Genomic DNA, 20,635 nt, shown 5'->3' with positions numbered 1-20,635 from the left:
CTATTTGTCGTATTTTTCTAAAGCCTTATTAACAGTTTCTGTAACTCTATCCAGGTTCTCTTTCGGAGTACCGTTACCGCGGGTAGCCTTTTCCGTAGCGGAAGCTAACTCATTCCACAGCAGTTGTCCTTCAGGAATAACCGGGCGGTTATGTGAATTGGGCAAGATATTAATAAATTCCTTCATAATCGGATCGTCTTTGTAACCGTATTTGTCGTTAACCGAATCGATAACGGAAATTTGAGAGTCAGCGTTTAATAACGTTTGCCCCTCTTCTTTCCCTAAGAATTCGAGGAATTCCCAAGCAGCAGCGACGTTCTTGGCACCTTTAGGAATAATAGCGGAGCCGCCTCCTGACCATGTCGTAAAATCCGTTCCCGTTGGAGTCGGTATCGGTGCAACGCCGTAATTTAGATCAGGCTTAAATTTTTCGATACCCTTCACCGTAAAGTTTCCACTTATCTTCATGCTGACTTGACCGGAAATGAAGGGATCCATTTCCTCCGTGCCCGCTGCACTTGTGAATCCGGCGATATCCTCGACATTGTATTTTTTGCCGAAGTCGGTCATCCATTGTAATGCTTCAACGACTTTAGGATCATTTGCGGTAATTTTGCCGGTGGCAGCATCCTGGAATTCTCCTCCAAATGCCCATCCCCAGGTATACAGCCAGCCTTGCGAATACCATGGGATGAACCCGATCCGTTTGAAACGTTTACCATCCTTGATGGTTAACTTATCGGCGGCCGCTTCAAGCTCGGCGATCGTTTGTGGTGGTTTGTTGGGATCCAACCCTACTTCTTTGAAATGATCCTTATTGTAAAATAGCAGGCGAGAGTCCGTATCCATCGGCATAGCATAAAGCTTCCCTTGATAACTGGACTCCTCCCATGCAAATGGATAATACATTTCCTTACGTATTCCGGATTCTGCTGCCATCGAGGATAAGTCAGTCAGAGAGCCTTGCGCAGCCCAAGTACCGACCTTAAACCGATCGAAAAGTGCAACGTCAGGAGGATTGCCGCCTGCGACTGCAGTCAGCAGCTTCTGATCGGATCCCTCGTTGGATTCTGTATAAACCAAATTCATTTTGATCGTAGGGTTTTTCTCCTCAAATGCCTTCACGACTTTATTCATATTATCTAAATCAATTGAGGTAAGACCATGCCACATCGTAACCGTTGTAATCCCCTCTCCGGCCTGATCGCTAGAGCCTCCCTTCGTTGAACAAGCCGTTACAAGTAGTAACATAACCAGAAAGCAAACAAGAATTGGAAATGCGAATTTTTTGGATCTCCTCATTCAAAGTCCCCCTTAAGTTAAATGAACTCGTTTAACTTGAATTCCTATAGGATCCACTTCACTTCCTGATCATCCACAACTTATGTAAGCGCTAACAACTTTGGTGATATGAACTATTGAAATCAGAAAATGATGAACACCGTGAATTTGTTACAGGAACCCACTAGTTATACTAAGTATATTAATATGACATTACAAAACATGTCAATTGCAATATTACGACATCACTATTCATGATGTATGGCTATAATTTAGATATAGAAATCAACGTTTCAAGGTTGGTTGATCTCCGGTTTCCTAACCCATTCCCTGATGTGAAACATGCTTTACCATAAGAAAAACGCCTATCGACATACTTCGAAGACAGACCGCGTCTAAAAGAGGTTTTTCTTGCGATATCAGGTCCGGAAGGTCCAAGCTTCGAAGTTCATATTTCTGATATCAAAAAAAAAGTGCCGAATAGCCCCTAGGGGCTATTCGACACATTGAAAATATCCTTGATTTTGTTGAGTTGCACTGAGTTTGTATTAACCCTATGTGTTATTTTTCACGACCATACGATGTTTAATAATGTTCAGCTCGGGAACTGCTGCTCCATGCAATTGAGAGATTAACATATCCACTGCCAATTCACCCATCTGCTTCTCATCCTGCTTAATATGAGTGAAGATGGGTTGACCCAGGTGATCGTTCAGGGAGTCGAAACAAACGATTTCGAATTCCTCCAGAGATTTCCCCATCGAGTGGATGACTTGAGCCAGCATGGTAGCTATTAGGAATTCCGATGCGACAAACGCCTTTACATCAGGGTGTTGTTCCAAAAAATGCTTTACTATTTCTTTATCATTTTCAATCGCTGTTCCATTTATGTTCTTGGGAAGGGTGCCCTTCAAGTTCGTCAATACATAATTTTTGTTCAAATTCATTCCTTCCTGGGTGAAGGCAAACGTATATCCGAGCAGCCTTTCCTCCAATGTTGAAGTGTTCTCTTCCGGCGGAGATAAAAAGGCAATTTTTTTATGACCTCTGCTAATCAGATGACGCGTAAGATCCATGGCTGCTTTCTTATTGTCTGTATATACCGAACAAACCGGAATTCCTTTTAGATATCTATCGGCCAAAACAATTGGAAACCGATCTAATACAAGTCGAAGCAGTTCAGAATTATAGTGATGACCATGAATGGGGGTCACGATTAATCCTTTGATGCCTAAACCAATAAATAAGTCGATCGCACGTTTTTCCTCGTCCCGATCCCCGCAAGTTCGCTTGATAATGAGTTGATAATTATGCTCAGCACTCCGCTTTTCGATCGATCTAAGAAGTTGTAAACCAAACTCGTCAGAAAAATTCGGTATAATAAACCCGATCAACTGCTTATCATCCTCAGGAACAAAGGTCGTTCTTACCTCTGAATAGTGCTTCGGTTCTTGTCCTCCAATGATACCATCGGCCACATATGAACCTTTTCCTTGTATTCGTTTAATAACCCCAGAATCCGCCAATTTCTCCAGAGCCTTCTTAGATGTAATACGACTAACGCCAAATTTTTCAGCCAACTCTTTTTCAGAAGAGACTCGGTCTCCTTCTTTTAATCGACCTTCTTTAATCTCTTGTACAATATAGATATATATCTGCTCGTATAAATGCAATTCCACAAAACCACCCTGACATCATAATATTAATATACTAAGTATATTACACAAGAAGTAATTCGCAAAGTTAATGAGAATTCTTTTCCGCTCATCAACTTGCACCTCATCGATAACAAAAAAGAGCCCCACACAAGTTGTATCAACTCATGTGAAGCTCCTCTTCTACTTCATGTTTCCTACCACTTTCACTCGAAGTCTCGTCGCATTTCCTGGATGATAAGCGAGCGGGGTTTCTTCCACTTCCACGAGCTCAACCGTCGCCGGATCGGCGCCAGCAAGTTCCGCCTGTTTCACGGCTTTCTCCCGAGCATCTCTTAATGCTGCATCACGAGGCTCTGTAGAATAGATGTAAATCTGCTCGTATTGTCCGCTGATTTGGGCAATACATGCACCAATGGCATTAGCCACGCCCCCGTTCTCAGGCTTAATCATATGGGATACCCCTCGAATGGTGTCCGGAATCACGACACTGCCTCCGCCTACCAACACAAGCTCAACATCACCTGAAGATGTCTTCATTTTATCAATGGTCTGTTCAATGATGGCTGCAATTTCGCCCTGCACCTGTTTGGCAAAGTCTTCATCCAGATGCGCTACCAGGCTCTGATCCCCGACATCTGCAAGACCCAGCCGAACGGCAATGTCCGTTGTCGTGAGCGTATTCCCGCCAAAGACAAGCGCCTCTTGTCCGATCCTGTATCCTACGCTGTCCGGGCCAACTGTAATTTTGCCATTCTCCGAGCGCACGATGCTACCGCCGCCCAGTCCCACTGAAATAATATCCGGCATGCGGAAATTCGTGCGGATATCGCCCACCTCGACTGCAACCGACGATTCCCTCGGGAAGCCATCCTGCAAAACGCCGATGTCCGATGTCGTGCCGCCCACGTCGAGAACCATCGTATCTTTGATTTTTGCCAAATAGGAGGCACCGCGTATGCTGTTCGTAGGTCCACAGGCAATGGTCAGGATCGGAAACTGTTTAGCGTAATCTACTGACATTAAGGTACCGTCATTTTGGCATAAAAACACTTCTGCATCCAATATGCCTTCTTCTTCTAGTGCCTGCACAAACCCCTCGGTTGTCGTTTCAATGACCTTGCACAATGCCGCATTGAGGATGGTCGCATTTTCCCGTTCGATTAAACCAACCGAACCAATCAATGAAGAACAGGAAACAGGAAATTCAGGTCCGTACATTTGATGGATGAGATCGCGAACGTGGAACTCTTGGTCATTTTTAAGGGATGAAAATACGCCGATGACCGCTATGGATTCAATACTACCCCGCCACTCCTCCAGAAGAGCTGTGATTTCACCTTCATCGACTTCTCCAAGCAATTGGCCATCGTATTCGTATCCTCCCTGTACGAGAGCATATTTACCCGAAAGTTTCTGAACCATATCCTCAGGCCAGGACGTGTACGGAGCAACGGAAGCCGTTGCCGGGTACCCCAGACGAATGACACCGACTTGGGCCAGCTTTTTCCGTTCAACAATGGCATTGGTGCATTGTGTTGTGCCTAACATGGCATGTGTGATTTGATTTTTATCAATATTTACCCCCTGCAGCAGCTGCCGGAGCGAGGTTTCAATCCCTGTGCGAATATCCAAGGTTGTTGGGGATTTCACCGCATGGATCAACTGATGATTCTCGTTCAAAATGATGGCATCTGTGTTGGTGCCGCCTACATCGATCCCGATTCTATACATTCTCAGCCACCGCCTTTTTCACCATTTCCTCAAGGGGTACATAATCGTAATCATAGCCGAAGTATCTTGGACCTGCCGTCTGGATTCCTTTATCCGTTCTCCACTTTTCATGAGCGGGCAATCCAATAACCCGTACGCGTTTACCGTATTTCAGGCTCTCTGTGGTCACAGGCAACAAAGTTTCGTAATCAACCAGACAGATCAAATCAGGCGTCATCGCTATCACCTGACCGTTCTTTTCAGCAATCAGGTTTTCATTTTGAAAATGAACCTTCATCTCCCCGGCTTTATACGCCTCGATGCCTTCAAGATGCATGCAGCCGAGATTAAATCCGCCCTTGGTTTCACGGATGACATCCACAATTTTTCCTTGGAATAGCTCATAGCCGGATACCCGTTTCAACAGTTCCTCTAGCTTGTCCTTGGCATCTCGGTTCTTCGATGTAATGATTGCTCCGATCTGTTCGGACAGGGTTACGATATGATGAACGCCACTCTGCTTGATTTGTGTACCCGTTGCCGGATACAGGCTGACTAAAGAACTGGCTCCCATTTCAACTGTAGCTACCCTGGCGAGCCGTTCTGTCCATTTGTTGTCAATGGTCTCAAAGATGCCAATATTCCCTTTTTCATCCGTTATGGCCATCGGTGTCGCTGGAATGCCGTCCAGGTTAAACGTCACCATCTGGAGCTCCGGGAACGCCCGGCCCATACCGTCACAGTCGATCAGAGGCAATCCCAGCTGTGCCGCAACAACAATCGGAATCATGGAATTAACGCCGCCAGCTTCCATCGGAAACGTACCCGCAATCTTGTCTTTTCCTAAATAATTCGCTAATTTCTGAAAAACCTTCACAAACTCGTCCCCGCGAGGGAATTTCTCCACTAATACGGAAGGCGCCCCCATCATCGCAGCTGGAATGAAAAAGTCCTCATCCCCAATCTCGTCCACGGAATATAGTTTGACTGGTCCAAACTTCTTAATGGCTGAGAGAGCCATCAATTTTCCGATATAAGGGTCTCCCCCTCCACCCGTTCCCAGAAATGCTGCTCCGACGGCAATATGTTCAACAGCTGTTTCATCTAAATATCTCATTTATGATTCCTCCAATATAACTGTCTTCTGAGCAAATAAACGATAGCCGATATAATATATGACAAAAGAAATGACAATTCCGGTCAACGGTTGATTTGGTACCTGCGGCAGGCTTGGGAACAACGATAACACGACAGGCGTGCAGGCTATGATCGCGCCAACAAGCCATGAGACAACACCCAACACATTCACGCCCTCGACCTCTTGCCAGCGTCTCTTATCCCCTTTGCCAAGCACCCAATACGAAGCAATCATCACACCTGCCACCGGCGGAATCATAGCCGACAGAATGGACATGATCGGAGTAAAATAGTTAAGTATGCCAACGACAGCGAGTACGGTCCCAAGGGTTCCCGCAATGCCGACAGCCCACTTCTCTTTCTCCTTCGAAACGTTGAACACATTAATTAAGGCAAAACCACCTGAAATCACATTCACAAGATTCGTTTTCCATGTGGCCAAGATCAAAATCACACCGCCAACAAACGGCGTCATGATGCTCAAAAAGGTGGCTGTGATATCGCTGGCTTGATAAGCAATTGTCAGGACGGCTCCTGCACCAATCATCAGCAAGCCTGCCGGAACAATCCCGAATAGAGCGGCTTTCAGGACATCAGACCGTTTTCTCGAAAATTGCGAATAATCTCCCGCGATGACTGCCCCCAGCGCAAATGAACCTAGGGTTACGGCCAGTCCGTCGGTAAAATTCATAACGGCCTCCGGCTTATAATTTTGGATGATCTGCAGCGAGTCCCCAGTCAATGCTTCGATCAGACCGTACACGCTGATTCCGATCAATAAAGGGACAGCAATATAACTGATCACCCGCAGTACTTTAACGCCGTACATGGCCGAAACGACCATCACGAGACCGCAGATGAGTGATGCCAGCGGTACAGGAATAGTTATACCGATCTCGGCGAGCAGATTGGCCAAAGCTTCCCCGCATACATTCGCCTGGATCCCGAACCAACCAAGACACGCAATAGCGAGGATAATGGACAAAATCGTTCGAGACCCTGTTTTGCCAAACACCTGACCTGCGACCTGAACCGTCGGCCTTCCCAAATCCGTGCTTTGAATCCCCTGCAAAATCATGAGCAGCACAATAATGGAGTAACCTACTAACGTGACAAGCAATACCTTCGATACACCCATGCCAGCAATCAGCGCATTCCCTACCAACAAACTCGGGATGCTAATGACTGCCCCAGCCCAGATGATCCCGAGACTGAACCAGGATTGATGCTCTTTAATGGCCTTCATATGATCCCCCCAATCCTGTTCGTTCGAATATTGTTTTCTTATTGTAAAAGATGAAGGAGGTCAGCGTCTTTTTCAGAAAACAAAAAAAAATCCGATGTTTTTGTCTTATTGGACAAAACATCGGAACTTTTAGTCATGAATGAGACGGTAGACCATGCAGGCGATATAAACATCGTACGATTCGGAATTGATGGTCACATCATATCCTATCAGCTCGCAAATTTTTTTAATGCGATATTTCACCGTATTTTTGTGGACGAACAACAGCTTGCTGCAATCATCCATATTCCCCTTCGCATCCAGCAGAAAAGTCATCAGCGTTTTCAACGCGTCAGGGTCGTCCATAATTGGCTCCATGACGGACAAGCATTCTTCAGTGATCTCTTCCCCTTGTTTACTGAGGTCTATGGCTCGTTTCATAGAACGAACTTCAGCCGCGGTGTACAATTTGCGGTGATGATAAATGCGGTGAACCTCTTTAGAGACTCCATTTACCAGCTGATACATTCGGCGCACGTCCTGTGTGTTACGCATTCTCGGAGAATAAACGATGCTTGATATGTCAGCGATGAGACCCGTCGTTTCGATATATTCCGCTGCGATTTCAAACTCATTGTATTTAGAGGAACAATTCCCTAGCAACACGACAACGCAGTGATCGATCGTTTGAATGACCGCGGTTTTATAATATTGCAGGAGATGCGCTTTTAAGTCTTCCCTTACCCTTCTTTCCTCCGACAGATCCCGAACGTACACGAGCCACATCATTTGAATCCCGGAAACGTCAATATGGAGCAAACTGGCCAATCTGCGCATTTTTTCGCTTTCATCATTCACGATGGCTTTGACCAAAGCGTACTCGCTGACCTCATTATGCTTATCTCCCCACAAATTGATGGCCACCTGCACCACTTCGCTGATTTGATCCATCGTCTTCGGAGGCAGCTTCGTATTCTCTTTTATGAGAAACAGGTAAAGGATCTCCCCGTTTTTTTGATGAACACGTTTATATTCAACAAAGCAGGACGAATCCAGCTCACCTTCTCCCATTCTGCCGTTTAAAATGGAAGGCGCCATGGACCGGATCAGACTCGTCACATCAAGCGATGAATTGCGCGGCCACATGACACGATTGATGATATCCAGATTGCTGTTTGTCAGAACGATGTTCGCTTTCATCCGGTCCGACAGCAGTTTAAGGGTAATTTCCACGCTCCGCAAATGTTCAGGCAGCAGCGAGACCTTCTCCAGTGATTCATTCACGAAATGCTCATTCACCTTCTGATTGCTTACGATTGCCTCCATGGCTTCATAAATGACTTCATTATACCTAAGCGAGTAATCGTTTCTCGGCATGCAAATGATAATAAAATTCAGCGATTCTGCCAGCTCAAGCACTTCATCTGCTATATCCGGCAATACAATGCCAACATAGTACAAAATTAATCCCATTTCACCAAGGTCATGCAAATATTGAACCGTTTGACATTGCTGCTCCACGCTGTCCTTAATGGAATAAAAAGAGCTGATGACCAGCTCTTCAGCATACCATTCTTCTTGAACCGTTTGAATAATTTGCGAGAAGAAATTGACATCCGCCACTTCCAACACAGATAAAGAGGAAACGGTCTGATGCAGCCTACTTGTTCCAGTGATCACTTGTGCTCCTCTAAATGAAGGAAGCTGCAGTAAATCTTTAACGGTTACCCCAATTCAACCACCACTTTTTTGTTCAATTCATGCTGCTCCTATTGTTCAATCTGAACATAAATCTATTATAGATTTTTTTCATCCAGAAGGAGTTTCTCTTCGTAAAAGCTTGTTAAAATCAGGCTATGATGAGTGGCTTAACGAAGCAGCGTAAGATAGCTTTCATTATATATATTAGTATAACCCTCACTATGATAAGTAACCAAGTGAGTTCCCTGGCCAACTATGAAATTTATTGCATACTCGGCTTAGTCCACTAAGATGCTGAGTCGGGTATCGAGCCGTACCGATATCGCAATTTGTAAACTGCTTTATAATTTTCTCATTGCATTTAGAGCGTTCTCAAAATAGCTATAGACTTCATCTGCAATTCCCAGAAAGTCTTCAACAAGTACATCACTATCCAAGTAACAAGCATACAGATACTCAACTAAAGCGGAGTCAATCTCGCAATACTTTATTATGGCATTCTTCATCTCAATAATGTCATCTTGCCATACACCTGTATCTACTATAACCAAAGAGTATAATGCACGAATTAATCTCTTCGAATACCCTTTAATATATCTAGTTTTCAGCGTGTCATCACTAGCAGTAGAAAGTGAACGACGTATACGATCTACTTCTTCCTTGGTCTCTATATTTAAGTCTAGAATGAACTTTGGAGAAATAATGATCGGTGGTACTTTTTCACCAAGGTCATCACCATGTAGGCAAACACAGATGATCTTAACCCAAAAACCCCACTCATTCGGTTTACTTAATACATCGTCAATCGAACAAATAATCGTATCAATCTTAGTGATGAATGGATATTCTTTCAAAAGCCTGTCTTTAATATTTGTCAATCTTTCGTAATCAATATCTTTGGGATTTGCACAAACAATAGTAAAGTCCGCATCTGACTTAAAAGGTTTAGCCGTTCCTTTGGGAATCGAGCCACACATATAAACGCTATGAATCTTACCTTTAAATTCGGTAAGGATCTGATCTATATACTTATCAACCAAATCCTTATATTCACTTTGTATTTCAATTCTATTTATAACTTTTTCTAGTATCATATAGACTCCTCCTAAACTAAGAATTTCAGCTAACGTTCATGTATTCACGACCTAGCGTATGCTGGGTGTGCGGCGAATGCCATACCGAGGGCTATGACCGATGCGATAATATTTTGTTATAAGATGTCAGTGTTCTTCTTCGAATTACTTTCAATCATTCAATTTGCACTTTATTTAGGTTTATGCGTATATTTTTACTTAATTTTCCTTTTTTTAAAATGTTTACATCCGATTTATGGTTTCCGTTAGATCAATGGCTTTTAGAGATATTGTTAAATATAGTTATGGCGATCTCGGCCATTTCTTTTAATTTTACAATATCTAAACCCTCTATTTCAAAATCTTCAGCTATACTTTCAAAGTATGACCAATCGTTATTTTCCTTTACTATCTGTATCTCTTTTATTAGATTGAAAAATTCGTCAATCCCTTCTATATCCATATAAAATTTTGCTAATTTTTCAAATCCAGCTTCATTTGGTGTATGACCTATGCCTGAAAAACTAACAATGTAATGTTCAAAGTAATTCTCGGGATTATTTTCCATTACAATTCTCCTCAGCTTTTAGTTCATGGAATGTAATTCCTTGTAAAATTTGAATCACATTTTGCTTTGATTTTTATATTTTTTTGCACTGATGTCTTATAACGTTCCTGTATTCACGACCCGACGTATGTCGGGTGTTCGGCGAATGCCGGGCCAAGGACGAATGTCCGCAGCGTGAATATTATGTTATAGGATGGTACTGCCTTCGAAAGATATCTACAAATGAGTTTCTTTATTCAACCAATCATCAATAAATCTATGTCTCCCTAATCGAACTGTATCAAATTCATCTTTTTCTTTCAGTCTCATTACTCCAAGTATTTCTAGTGACTTATTGATTGCATTATTACTTAAAGTCTCTTCAAAAATCACTTCTCCCAATTCCCAAACAATACCACTTTGCGACCCGACTCCACCAAAATATTCCGCTTCAACATAGGCTGTCCTACTAGACTGTGATATTCCTGAACAGAACTTTCCTATCTGGTCTGTTAAATATTCATAATTCGTTATTGTCATTTCTTGATTCGTATTTATTTCATCGAAAAGATCATCAGTGAGCGGTATTGCTACTAATGAATTAATTAAAGGAATTATGACTAGATTTCTATATCTGTTTCTATATAAATCAATAAAATCAACTGATGTAATAATTCCACGAAAGTCATATCCCACAATTTTCCCTCTTTCATTTTTTATGATTTAATAGTATTTGCAATACTTTCACATAACGTTTCAGTATTCACGACGTTCCACCGACTTAAGTGAACGTAGTGAGCGGCCGCGATTCGGTTAGTCGGTGCGGATGTGTCCCGGCAATCACTTCTTCGACTTTAGTTCCGGAACCGAGGCGGCTTGTCCGCCGATGTGTGAAAACATTGTTATCGTATGCTTCTGCCTTCCTAGGAACCCCCTCAAAATAATCTTCTATCACTTCTCTTAAATTACTATTCTTCTTTCTTCATATTCTTTATTATCTATTAGCATTACTTCATTTACCCAGTCATCAAAAGAGTTAAATTCTTGTGTTTTTGGCCACTTTGAGTCTATTTCCTTATCCATCTTCCATGTTAGATGCACTTGTACACACTTATCTGGATTAGCTTTGTATTGGTATAATACTTTGTCTTTATCTTCTCTTCGAGCAATGACGTCTAGACCAGCCCCATAAAGAACATGGTTTTCAGATATTTCTTTATGTAGTTCTTCAAGAAAAGTCATTGAAGTTTCAGGTATCCACGGTTCTAAAAATTTCTTTTGTGGTCGGAGCATTAAAATCACCCTCATTTATTCATTTTAAGTTTTTTCATATTGCAGAAGTTTTCGATAACGTTCCTGTATTCACGACTCGACGCATGTCGAGTGTCCGGCGAATGCCGGACCTAGGGCTTATGCCCGCAGCGTGAATATTATGTTATGTGTTGTCAGCTTCTTCTTCGAACTACTTAGAAGGATTTCTTGATGTCCTTGCCATGCTTTTGAACTCTTCATACTTCTCTTTAGCAGCTTTGATTTTATTTTCTATTACATAGGGAGCATCATCCGAAAAATTCGGTAGTTTCTCATTTATATAATCGTATAATGATCTTTTCTCAGCAGTTGTTGGAATTATTGGAGCAACTGGTATAGGTAGTGGCTTGTCTTCCTTTTCATCTTCTATTCCTTCAAGCAAATCGGCCATTCCAAAAGAATGAAAATTATGAAAAGCTCTTTTTCTATCCTCTTCTGTCTGTACATAATTCCCCTGAGAATCCAAACGGAATCTATCAAATCCCACCATCAGCAGCTCATGTGGCTTCTTATCTTTATTTCTGTAATACAAGATTACTTCAAGTACGTCCTCACCTGCTAACTGAGGAACAGATTTATATTTATGATCTTTAGGACGAGCGATCTTCACGACTTTTCCTTCACGCGATACAAATAAATATCTACTCTGAATCATCTATCTCACTCTTTCTTTCTCTTATTTAAGCTGATTGCACATAACGTTCCCGCATTCCTGACGTTCAAGCAGCTTAAGAGACCAGAGGGAACGGGTCATCATACTTAGCTGGTTGAATGTATAGCCTGAATTAACTTCCCGAAATACCTCTCGGCGATCAAGGAGCGACCGTGACGATGTAGGAATGTATTGTTATAAGATGTGTTAGCCTTCTCCGATACATCCTATTCAAATAAATGCCCTAAAAAATCCTCTTGCAAATTTTGTATACTTTCCTCTAAAAGACTTATAAATTCTTCAGCCCTTAATTGGTATGTGTTTACTTTATCTCTTATAAGTTTTATGTCTCCTGTTCCAATGTAATCATTTTTCAAATCCCACAGAGCCTGATCAAGTTCAATTCCTGATTGTCTAATTTTTGTGTACATATCACTATACTGTTCTATTACAACAATACGTTTTAAATAAAAGGTCTCTAGTGCACTGTGACACTTGACCCAAGTTTTTGTGATCTCCCAAAACCTCTCATCAAATTCTCTTGTTCTTGTTTTTATATCACTATTTAGGTATCTGTCATCAAATGGAATACTAAGTGTTCGATTTTCTTTTGTATTCTCGAGAAATTGAAAAAGCAATTCGATAAATTCATCATTAGCTTTTAATCTTAAATCTCTTTTGAATTTTTCTGTTTCATTCTTATATGCAGCTTTCCTCTGTCTGTTAACATTAATAAAAGAAACTAACAGACCCGCTAGTGAGACAACTAAAGCAATATAAGAGATGTTTATGTTCTTCATGCTCTATCCTTCCTTTTCTTTTATCTTGCTGGCATTTCTTATAACATTCCTGTATTCATGAACCCCAACGGGGTTGTCTGCTGAGTGCCTCCCCGAAATCCATCTGGCAGACCAAAGCTCCGCAAGGAGCTATAGCTTGAATATTATGTTAGACGGATTTCCTCACTTCTCTGAGACACCTAACACTCCATTAAAATCTTCTATAACTTTACTAACAAGACTGGTTTCACTGGTAGCTTCAACCCAAATCGCACTTAGACCACCTGAAAATTCATCTGGAATGTTTTTGTTACAAAAACCTTCGTTACTTCTTGTTTGATACATAAACTCATCATTAACTACTCTTACCAATGCAATATTATGTGTTTTTGCGTAATGAATTGCTCCTTGTTGAAACGAGCTTGATGAAACCAATATTCCCTTTTGCGCTCCTATAGATCTGATTCTATCTCTTAATATCTGTACATAATCTCTTTTTATTGGATTTTTATGATGTTTGCACTCTACGAGCACTAAAAATTCAACATCTAATTCTTGGAATCGTACTGTCAAATCTATATTGTATGCTCCATCAACCCCAATAATATCTTCGCTATGAGTAACTTCAGCAAAAGGATATGTCTTTTTGAAATAGTTCACTACAAATAATTCGAATTCTTCTGAAGATAATTTTGCACTAGGATACATTCTCTCAGGTGGAAAAGAATTAATAAGACTCATATTTTCTCCCTTGTTTTGAGGAATTTCGTCTAACATCTAATTTATGCACTTCGTGAATACCAAACATCCTGTACGTTATCCGAACTACGTATATGATAACCCAAAATGTTACATTTGCGCAGAAAAGTTTGGAGATAAAGGGAGACTTAGAGTAGCCCTCCATCCCCCAAATCCATCCGATCCAGCGGGCTTTGAATACGCTGGATATTTTTCGTACTTACATGCGTATATCGCTGAGTTGTACGTGCACTCGTATGACCAAGTGGCTCCTGAATGTTGCGAAGGTCTGTCCTGTTTTTAGCAAATGAGTGGCAAAGGAATGCCTCAGTGCATGAATACTTACCTTTTTCTCAATACCTGCACGTCGTCTTGCTTCTTCAAAAACCTTCTGCACGCTCCGCTCGGTAAGATGTCGATCAGAAAATTGCCCCGGAAACAGCCAACGATTAGGTCTATATTCAGCTATGTATTTTTGCACGATATCCCAGGCAAGATTTGAAAGAAGCGTCCTCCGATCCTTGTGCCCCTTTCCCTGTCTCACGATGATTGTTTTCCTTTCAATATCCAGATCAGTGCAACGCCGACGCACAACTTCACCTACACGAAGCCCGGAAGAATAGGTCAGAAACAATATGGCCTTATGTTTAGGGTTGGTTATGGATTTGAGTAATTGAACAACTTCCTTTTCGGACAGCATTTTTGGAAGCTTGTTCTGCTTTTTGGGACGAATATACTGGATATCCGTAGGTTGAAGCAGCACATGTTTGCAATAGAAGCGGAGCGCGCTAATCGTCTGATTCACACTTGAATGGGAGATCCCTCGCTCAAGCAAACCTAAACAATACGTCTGAACATTGGATGTAGTCACATCCGTACTTTTAAGTGGAAAGCTACTCAGAAAACGTTCAACCTGATTACAATACGCTTTAATCGTTTTGCGGCTGTATCCTCGTAACTTTAGCGCCTTGTCCAACTGTTCTTTGCTCCATGACTTGTTGTTTCCTCTACTAGCTTTCCATTGCTGTAGATCTTCGTTCTCAACCCATAACTCTGGGGTAATCTGAACATCATTTGAATCGAACTGATTTATGAACTCCTGAACAGCAGCGGTAGCGTAGGGAATGATCCATACTTTCAGTTTGGATTCCCACTGTCTGCCCGTAATCTGGCGAATACGCTGAATATATGCTGGTTTGTATGGGATGCGTATGTGCAGTGAGTCTGTGGAACCTTTCGTTATAGTAATCTTCTCTTCATAATTAGCATGTTCACTCATCGGAAACTCTCCCCTTATTTGCATAGTTATGTTTTCCTCGAAATTCTAAAAAATAAAAAAAGGAAGGCTCTCTTCATCCCAAATAGGGAATCAGATAACCTTCCGATGCTTTCGGAACATTTATGATGTTGTAAAATCCCTTCCCGCTTTTCTAAACATACAAATTCCATCCCACAACAAAAGCAGCCAAGATGAAAGCCGAGATGCCAGACATGATATACATCACCTTTTGCTTTTTGCCGTAACTACTCTTCCGCAGTTTGTAGATAAGCCAGCCAAGGTACGCTACTGCCAGAACTACATAAAGTAAGTTAAACCCTAAATTGATGCGTAACGAAGAATAGGCGGGATAACTTGGAAGTCTGGTAAGGATGATAAAAAGATTAAGAAGGAGCAGCCCACCGGCAAAATTAATGGCTAGATAATATTTATCAAAATGGGTTGGAGGATTCCCTCGTTTTTTAAGTTTGTAAAGAAGCATCCGGATTATGTAACCGATCAAAGCAACTAAGCTGTAAATGATAGCTAGCGCAACGGGAATAAGAGATATTGCAATCAAGTTCACCTTTAGATTCGATACAGGTAAGTAATCCATGTAAGGAGTGTAGGAAATTTTCTCAACAACGCCATTATGCTCGACCACATTATAAAGACTACTTAACTCCGCTTTTGAAAATTTGCTTATATCAAGCAGCCTAAATAAATCGGTAAATCTAGAGGCCGGCCGCCTTGCGGATTGAAAATATCCTCCCCCCTCAGAAGCAACCGAATTAACGTATGTGCTGTTACCAAAAATCTTGCTAATAAGTCCATAATAATAGACTTCCTCAAACGCAATGTTTGTCATGACCACCATTCCAAATTTGGATTCTGGATCAAAGACAACTTTGCTTGAAAACCCTTTTAAATTCCCCTCATGAAGCAGTGTAGGTACCCAATATTCCATCTCAGCGAACCCATGCGCAAATCGCGGAATCGAAGTCTCGTCATAATACAGACTGGTTGACAACATTTCGTCTAACGTATCTCTCTTGGCAAATAATACACTGTTATCATCAACAGGCATTAGCGCTGCAAGGAATTTCCCTAAATCTTCTGCTGTCCCCATGGCTGCACCTGTAGGATAGAACGTTACGTATACTCTGTTCTCAGGGATGAGTTCCAAATTTTTCGTATACCCTTCAATCTCATTCCTTCTTTGCACAAGGTCTGGGCGATCCTGCCCCGTTGGATGAACCGTAGTGTCGTTCATATGAAGCGGTTCAAAAATATGTTGATTAACATATTCATAATAAGGTTGGCCACTTATCAATTCCACGATGTAACCACCTAGACCAACGCCATAGTTCGAATAACCGACGACGCTATTCGGTTTGTATATCTGTTTCGGCTCATTTTTACGCAGCGTTTCTCCTAAATCATAATCTTCATTCTCGTCGTAATAATACACTTCGGTCGCTGTTTGATCTTCCCAGCCCGCATTGTGATGCATCAGGTTCAATAGGGTAATCGGTTCATCGTATTTCAGTTTTTTGAAAAATCCCTCTGGCAGATATTCTCTGATATCCGTATCCAGATCAAGCTTCCCTTGTTCGACAAGCTGCATAAGACTCGTATAGACCAACAGTTTAGAGATAGAAGCCCATTCAAAAACAGTGGAGGTATCTGCCTTTCGCTGATTCTCAATATTCGCAAAGCCATATGCCTTATTTACTATGAATTCGCCATCTTTGATCGCCACAACAGAAACGGCAGCGGTATACTTCTCATACGACTCAACATAAGAATCAATGGTTTTCTCTAACTCTGTTAAAGGAATTCTGGATGGTGTAGTCTGAATCTGTTCTTCAGCGTAGACAGGTACCGCACATATGATAAGGATGAATACGAGTGACAAAACACAAGCGATAAATTTGTTTACCGTAAGATACCTTCGATTTTTTTGCATTAACTTCTCCTTATATCGAAAATAACTGCATTAATCTTATTATGATTTAGAAGTATTAGAGGAGAGCGGCTTTATAATCCTGAATTGCTCCTTTCCTCATAGTCGTACGAGTTCTTTACATAGGATTTACTGCTAACTGGCCGATTCGATGACAACACGGGAAAAATGATCGTAAATGCAAATGTAAAAAGTACAAACAACACACTCGCTGCATTCAAGGTCAACATCATAAGAAGGATGTAACAGATCGGCGCGAACAGCAGAAATGCTGGTACGGCAAACAGTGCAGCAGCCCATCTCCAATGTCCTGCGTGTAAATAAAATGACAGGTTAAATCCAATGATGCTGAACAGCAGCGGCCATACAAACAAATAGCTTCCTCCGGGCAAAAAGATAGATGATGCGATTGCGAACAGCAACCACAAGCACAAAATCCCTGCCCACAGATTAAAGGCCTGAACCCGACGTAATACCCATTGATTAAGGAGATAAATGACCAGTGCCATGATCAAGAATAACCCGATCAGGTAAGGAAAGCTTGCCGACAAGTCCATCACGATATGTTCATATTGCTTCTGTGAAACGACAGATTGGAAACCCCACCATACAAGAGTAATGACTATCCCAACCACGGCGATGCTAAGCAAGGATACCAGGAAGCCTCCGATCATGCCTTTCAAACGTAATTGATTGCGACGCATACCGTGCCATATCGTTATGATAAAAGACAAAATCCCGATAAGCGCAAGCCCGATAGCCCACGATTGCGGATAGTGGACCATCCAGTTGCGTACAGCATTGAAATATATATAATCCTCTTCCACAATATTTATTAAGTTCAAGTTGCCAAAGTGCCGAGTCAAGCTCAGCATATATTCCCCATGGTGTTGAAGACTACGTTGATCCAAGTTCTCCGGAGTGTCGAGCTCCGTGTGGTACGCATCCAGACCCATACCAAAGGCGAAATTCAACCCTGCCATTCCACCGTCTCGAAAAACTGTAAAGTCCGTATCGTTGGGGAGCAGCTTGTAGGCATCCGAAAGAAGCGAGTTAGCAAGCGGGTACGGAGTAGCATCAATAAATTCTTTAATCAACCATCCATTACCATCGCTTGTTTCAAACATCAAAGAAGGACCTTGATTACCGCGGGCTTCAAAGTTCAGAACAACCCCCACATCCTTCGCCCACGGGTGCTCTTGAATGAATTCTTGCGCCCCGAGCAAGCCCATTTCCTCACCGTCCGTCATGAGCAGTATTAGGTCATTCTGAAGTGGGCCTGATTCACGTATCGCGCGTATCGTTTCCAGCATGGCGGCGATGCCCGAAGCATCGTCAGCCGCACCAGGACTGGTGACAACCGAATCGTAGTGAGCGGCAATCATTACTGCTCTGCTGTTATTCGCTCCCGGAATTCGTGTAATGATATTCTCGACAACTCCTTTTGAAGAATAATACTTGGAGTTGACCATACCCCATTGCAACTCGGGCGTTAATTCAAGGCTTTCAAGCTCGTCTTTGAGGTAATCACGTACCTGGTCATGTTCCTCCGTCATAATAGGGTGAGGCTCCTGCGCAATTTGTTTCACCTTTGTCATGGCACGCTCAGCAGAGAAAGCATCTAAGGGTGCGTGCAGACCAGCAGTATTAGGCGCCTGAACTTGTGATAATCCCAGAAGAATCGAACAAACAATCATAATTAGGACAGTTCCAGTCGTGACCCACTTCATGTATTTCATGCTTCATAATCCCCCTATTGATTCTTGATGGCTCACTTCGATAAGCTTACGGTTTTCTTGTATACGTTCTCAAAAAAGTTACATGTATCTATTACGATATCTATTACAACCTTTTTATTTCAAAACTCTCTAATCTATGTAAGTCTATGAATACACACTTTTTTGTGAATTTCATCACGATCATTGAGCTGACTAAGACATTTTTAGTAATATGTATTACTTCAATCTTTCATTTAGTATAACAGTAATTTTATTACAAAATAAAGCGTTTTCGTAATGGTTCTTAAATAGGGAATATGCAACCTTAAAGGGGAGATTATCGCTGATTGTATTCGGATTTCTCAGTGGATTTTGTTCTACATGGTTCAGTGCTCTGATCATTATGATTCTTTAAATCTGCGGAAAAGTGGAACAAGATTGGAATGACGATGTCTGCTGTAAGACGCTACCACTCCTCAGGCATTTTGATGTTTATATAAAAAAAAGTACGGGACAATGCCCTCTGTCACGGCTCTATCAAAGAACCACGTTTGACCGAGGTCATCATCCCAATGTGTCAGTACGTTGTTATTTCTAAGTCTCTTATTCATGTTCCCCAATGCCTTACACAACCCGTTATTCCAGTGTTATTTCCTACGCTCATACCAATAACCAGGAACACCATGCACAAGACGCATTAACGCTTCCAGGTAAAAGTAGTCGCCCCAGATCATATAATCATCCGGGGATAAGCCGCCATGAATATGGTAAGACCCGTGTTTAAGAAAGCCTTCCGCTTTATCGTCACCGATCGTGGCGTAGTTATTGATCAGCGATTCCATGCTTGTTGCCAGCATCTGCTCGAAATACAGACGATCCGGATCACCAGTAGCCAAATGAGAGATGAGCTCCGCCAGTCCGGCAGCGACGATCGCTGAGGCTGAACTGTCCCGGTAAGTATCCACAGCTACAGGAGCATTGAAGTCCCAGTAAGCAACGCTGTCCTCGGGTAAATGCTCAAGGAAGTAACGGGCCATACGCTTGGAAGTCTCCAGAAATGCCTTATTTCCAGTATAACGATAGGATAGCGCGAACCCATATACTCCCCAGGCTTGGCCCCGCGTCCACGTCGAACCGTTGCTGTAGCCTTGATGTGTCGCACCGCCAATCGGAACCCCCGTCTTCGCATCGAAGAAAAACGTATGATACGAACTATCATCGCCTCTAACGATATAACGCCGTGTTTTCTCTGCTTGGATCTGTGCTATTTCAGCGTACGTTGAATCACCCGTCTGCTCACTTGCCCAATACAATAGCGGCAGATTAAGCAGGCAATCAATAATAATCCTCCCCGCTTCTTCCTCATTATCTGGGTCTCCCCAAGCTTGAATATAACCGCTGCCGTCGCTCGTAGTCCGCCACCGTGTCATTAATACATCAGCTGCAGCTAGAGCCAACTCCCGAGCGCCTTCATCTCCAGTGATGATCCACTGGGCTTTGGCCGATAAGCTGTACAGGAATCCGATATCATGGTGATCCAGGGAGATATGCTGCTCAAGCCGCTGACGTAAACTTGCCACTGCCCCTTCTGCTGCCTTCCGGTAGCGTTCATCGTTTGAATATTCATAGCACAACCACAATATCCCCGGCCAAAATCCATCTGTCCAGTCATCGTTATCATTCAAAATATAGGTTCCATTCAGACTGACATGGGGAAAACGGGTCCCGAACTTATCCATATTGTTTAGCGTTTTCGATAGAATATCCTCAATGGCTTGTATATAACGTTGTTTTCCTTGTAATTCCGTTGTTTGCATTCCCTCGGTAGACATCGCACTTCAGTCCTCTCTTCATCTATTAGGAGAAATGATCCAGAGAATG

At 42.3% G+C, this 20,635-nt stretch carries 17 protein-coding genes; all 17 read right to left on the bottom strand.

Annotated features, from left to right (window positions below):
* Complete coding sequence (locus CHI14_RS15235; RefSeq protein WP_095289349.1) at window positions 1–1,302, bottom strand: ABC transporter substrate-binding protein; 1,302 nt, start codon at window positions 1,300–1,302, stop codon at window positions 1–3.
* Window positions 1,303–1,835: 533 nt separating this feature from the next.
* Window positions 1,836–2,960 carry a GntR family transcriptional regulator gene (locus CHI14_RS15230; protein ID WP_095289348.1) on the bottom strand — a complete coding sequence of 375 codons (1,125 nt, stop codon included), beginning with the start codon at window positions 2,958–2,960 and terminating at the stop codon, window positions 1,836–1,838.
* A 159-nt stretch (window positions 2,961–3,119) separates the two neighbouring features.
* Entirely contained in the window at window positions 3,120–4,670 is a 1,551-nt protein-coding gene (locus CHI14_RS15225) for a hydantoinase/oxoprolinase family protein (RefSeq protein WP_095289347.1), read from the bottom strand.
* Window positions 4,663–5,766, bottom strand: coding sequence for a DUF917 domain-containing protein (locus CHI14_RS15220; protein WP_095289346.1), 1,104 nt, complete (start codon window positions 5,764–5,766; stop codon window positions 4,663–4,665). Before CHI14_RS15220 ends, CHI14_RS15225 begins: the two co-directional genes overlap by 8 nt.
* A complete protein-coding gene (locus CHI14_RS15215) occupies window positions 5,767–7,032 on the bottom strand; it encodes a cytosine permease (RefSeq protein WP_095289345.1) in 1,266 nt (421 codons plus the stop codon).
* A 129-nt stretch (window positions 7,033–7,161) separates the two neighbouring features.
* Window positions 7,162–8,691 carry a PucR family transcriptional regulator gene (locus CHI14_RS15210; protein ID WP_249281126.1) on the bottom strand — a complete coding sequence of 510 codons (1,530 nt, stop codon included), beginning with the start codon at window positions 8,689–8,691 and terminating at the stop codon, window positions 7,162–7,164.
* 362 nt (window positions 8,692–9,053) lie between these two features.
* Window positions 9,054–9,806 (bottom strand): nucleotidyltransferase domain-containing protein, encoded by a 753-nt coding sequence (locus CHI14_RS15205; RefSeq protein ID WP_095289343.1) that lies wholly within the window; start codon window positions 9,804–9,806, stop codon window positions 9,054–9,056.
* Between the two features lie 250 nt (window positions 9,807–10,056).
* Window positions 10,057–10,353 carry a hypothetical protein gene (locus tag CHI14_RS15200; protein ID WP_095289342.1) on the bottom strand — a complete coding sequence of 99 codons (297 nt, stop codon included), beginning with the start codon at window positions 10,351–10,353 and terminating at the stop codon, window positions 10,057–10,059.
* Between the two features lie 216 nt (window positions 10,354–10,569).
* On the bottom strand, window positions 10,570–11,028 hold the full coding sequence (locus tag CHI14_RS15195; RefSeq protein WP_095289341.1) for a hypothetical protein: 459 nt from the start codon (window positions 11,026–11,028) through the stop codon (window positions 10,570–10,572).
* A 264-nt stretch (window positions 11,029–11,292) separates the two neighbouring features.
* Entirely contained in the window at window positions 11,293–11,625 is a 333-nt protein-coding gene (locus CHI14_RS15190; RefSeq protein WP_095289340.1) for a hypothetical protein, read from the bottom strand.
* 169 nt (window positions 11,626–11,794) lie between these two features.
* Entirely contained in the window at window positions 11,795–12,298 is a 504-nt protein-coding gene (locus CHI14_RS15185) for a hypothetical protein (protein ID WP_095289339.1), read from the bottom strand.
* 224 nt (window positions 12,299–12,522) lie between these two features.
* Entirely contained in the window at window positions 12,523–13,095 is a 573-nt protein-coding gene (locus CHI14_RS15180; protein ID WP_095289338.1) for a hypothetical protein, read from the bottom strand.
* 162 nt (window positions 13,096–13,257) lie between these two features.
* A complete protein-coding gene (locus CHI14_RS15175) occupies window positions 13,258–13,851 on the bottom strand; it encodes a restriction endonuclease (protein ID WP_095289337.1) in 594 nt (197 codons plus the stop codon).
* 181 nt (window positions 13,852–14,032) lie between these two features.
* Complete coding sequence (locus tag CHI14_RS15170; protein ID WP_249281125.1) at window positions 14,033–15,091, bottom strand: tyrosine-type recombinase/integrase; 1,059 nt, start codon at window positions 15,089–15,091, stop codon at window positions 14,033–14,035.
* Window positions 15,092–15,242: 151 nt separating this feature from the next.
* Complete coding sequence (locus CHI14_RS15165) at window positions 15,243–17,039, bottom strand: serine hydrolase domain-containing protein (protein WP_095289336.1); 1,797 nt, start codon at window positions 17,037–17,039, stop codon at window positions 15,243–15,245.
* Window positions 17,040–17,110: 71 nt separating this feature from the next.
* Entirely contained in the window at window positions 17,111–18,775 is a 1,665-nt protein-coding gene (locus CHI14_RS15160; protein ID WP_095289335.1) for a M20/M25/M40 family metallo-hydrolase, read from the bottom strand.
* A gap of 626 nt (window positions 18,776–19,401) precedes the next feature.
* Window positions 19,402–20,571 carry a glycoside hydrolase family 88 protein gene (locus tag CHI14_RS15155; protein WP_095289379.1) on the bottom strand — a complete coding sequence of 390 codons (1,170 nt, stop codon included), beginning with the start codon at window positions 20,569–20,571 and terminating at the stop codon, window positions 19,402–19,404.
* Window positions 20,572–20,635: the final 64 nt, after the last annotated feature.

Source organism: Paenibacillus sp. 7516 (genome assembly GCF_002272715.1).
Lineage (GTDB): Bacteria > Bacillota > Bacilli > Paenibacillales > Paenibacillaceae > Paenibacillus > Paenibacillus illinoisensis_A.
This window is presented reverse-complemented; position numbering and strand designations above follow the sequence as displayed.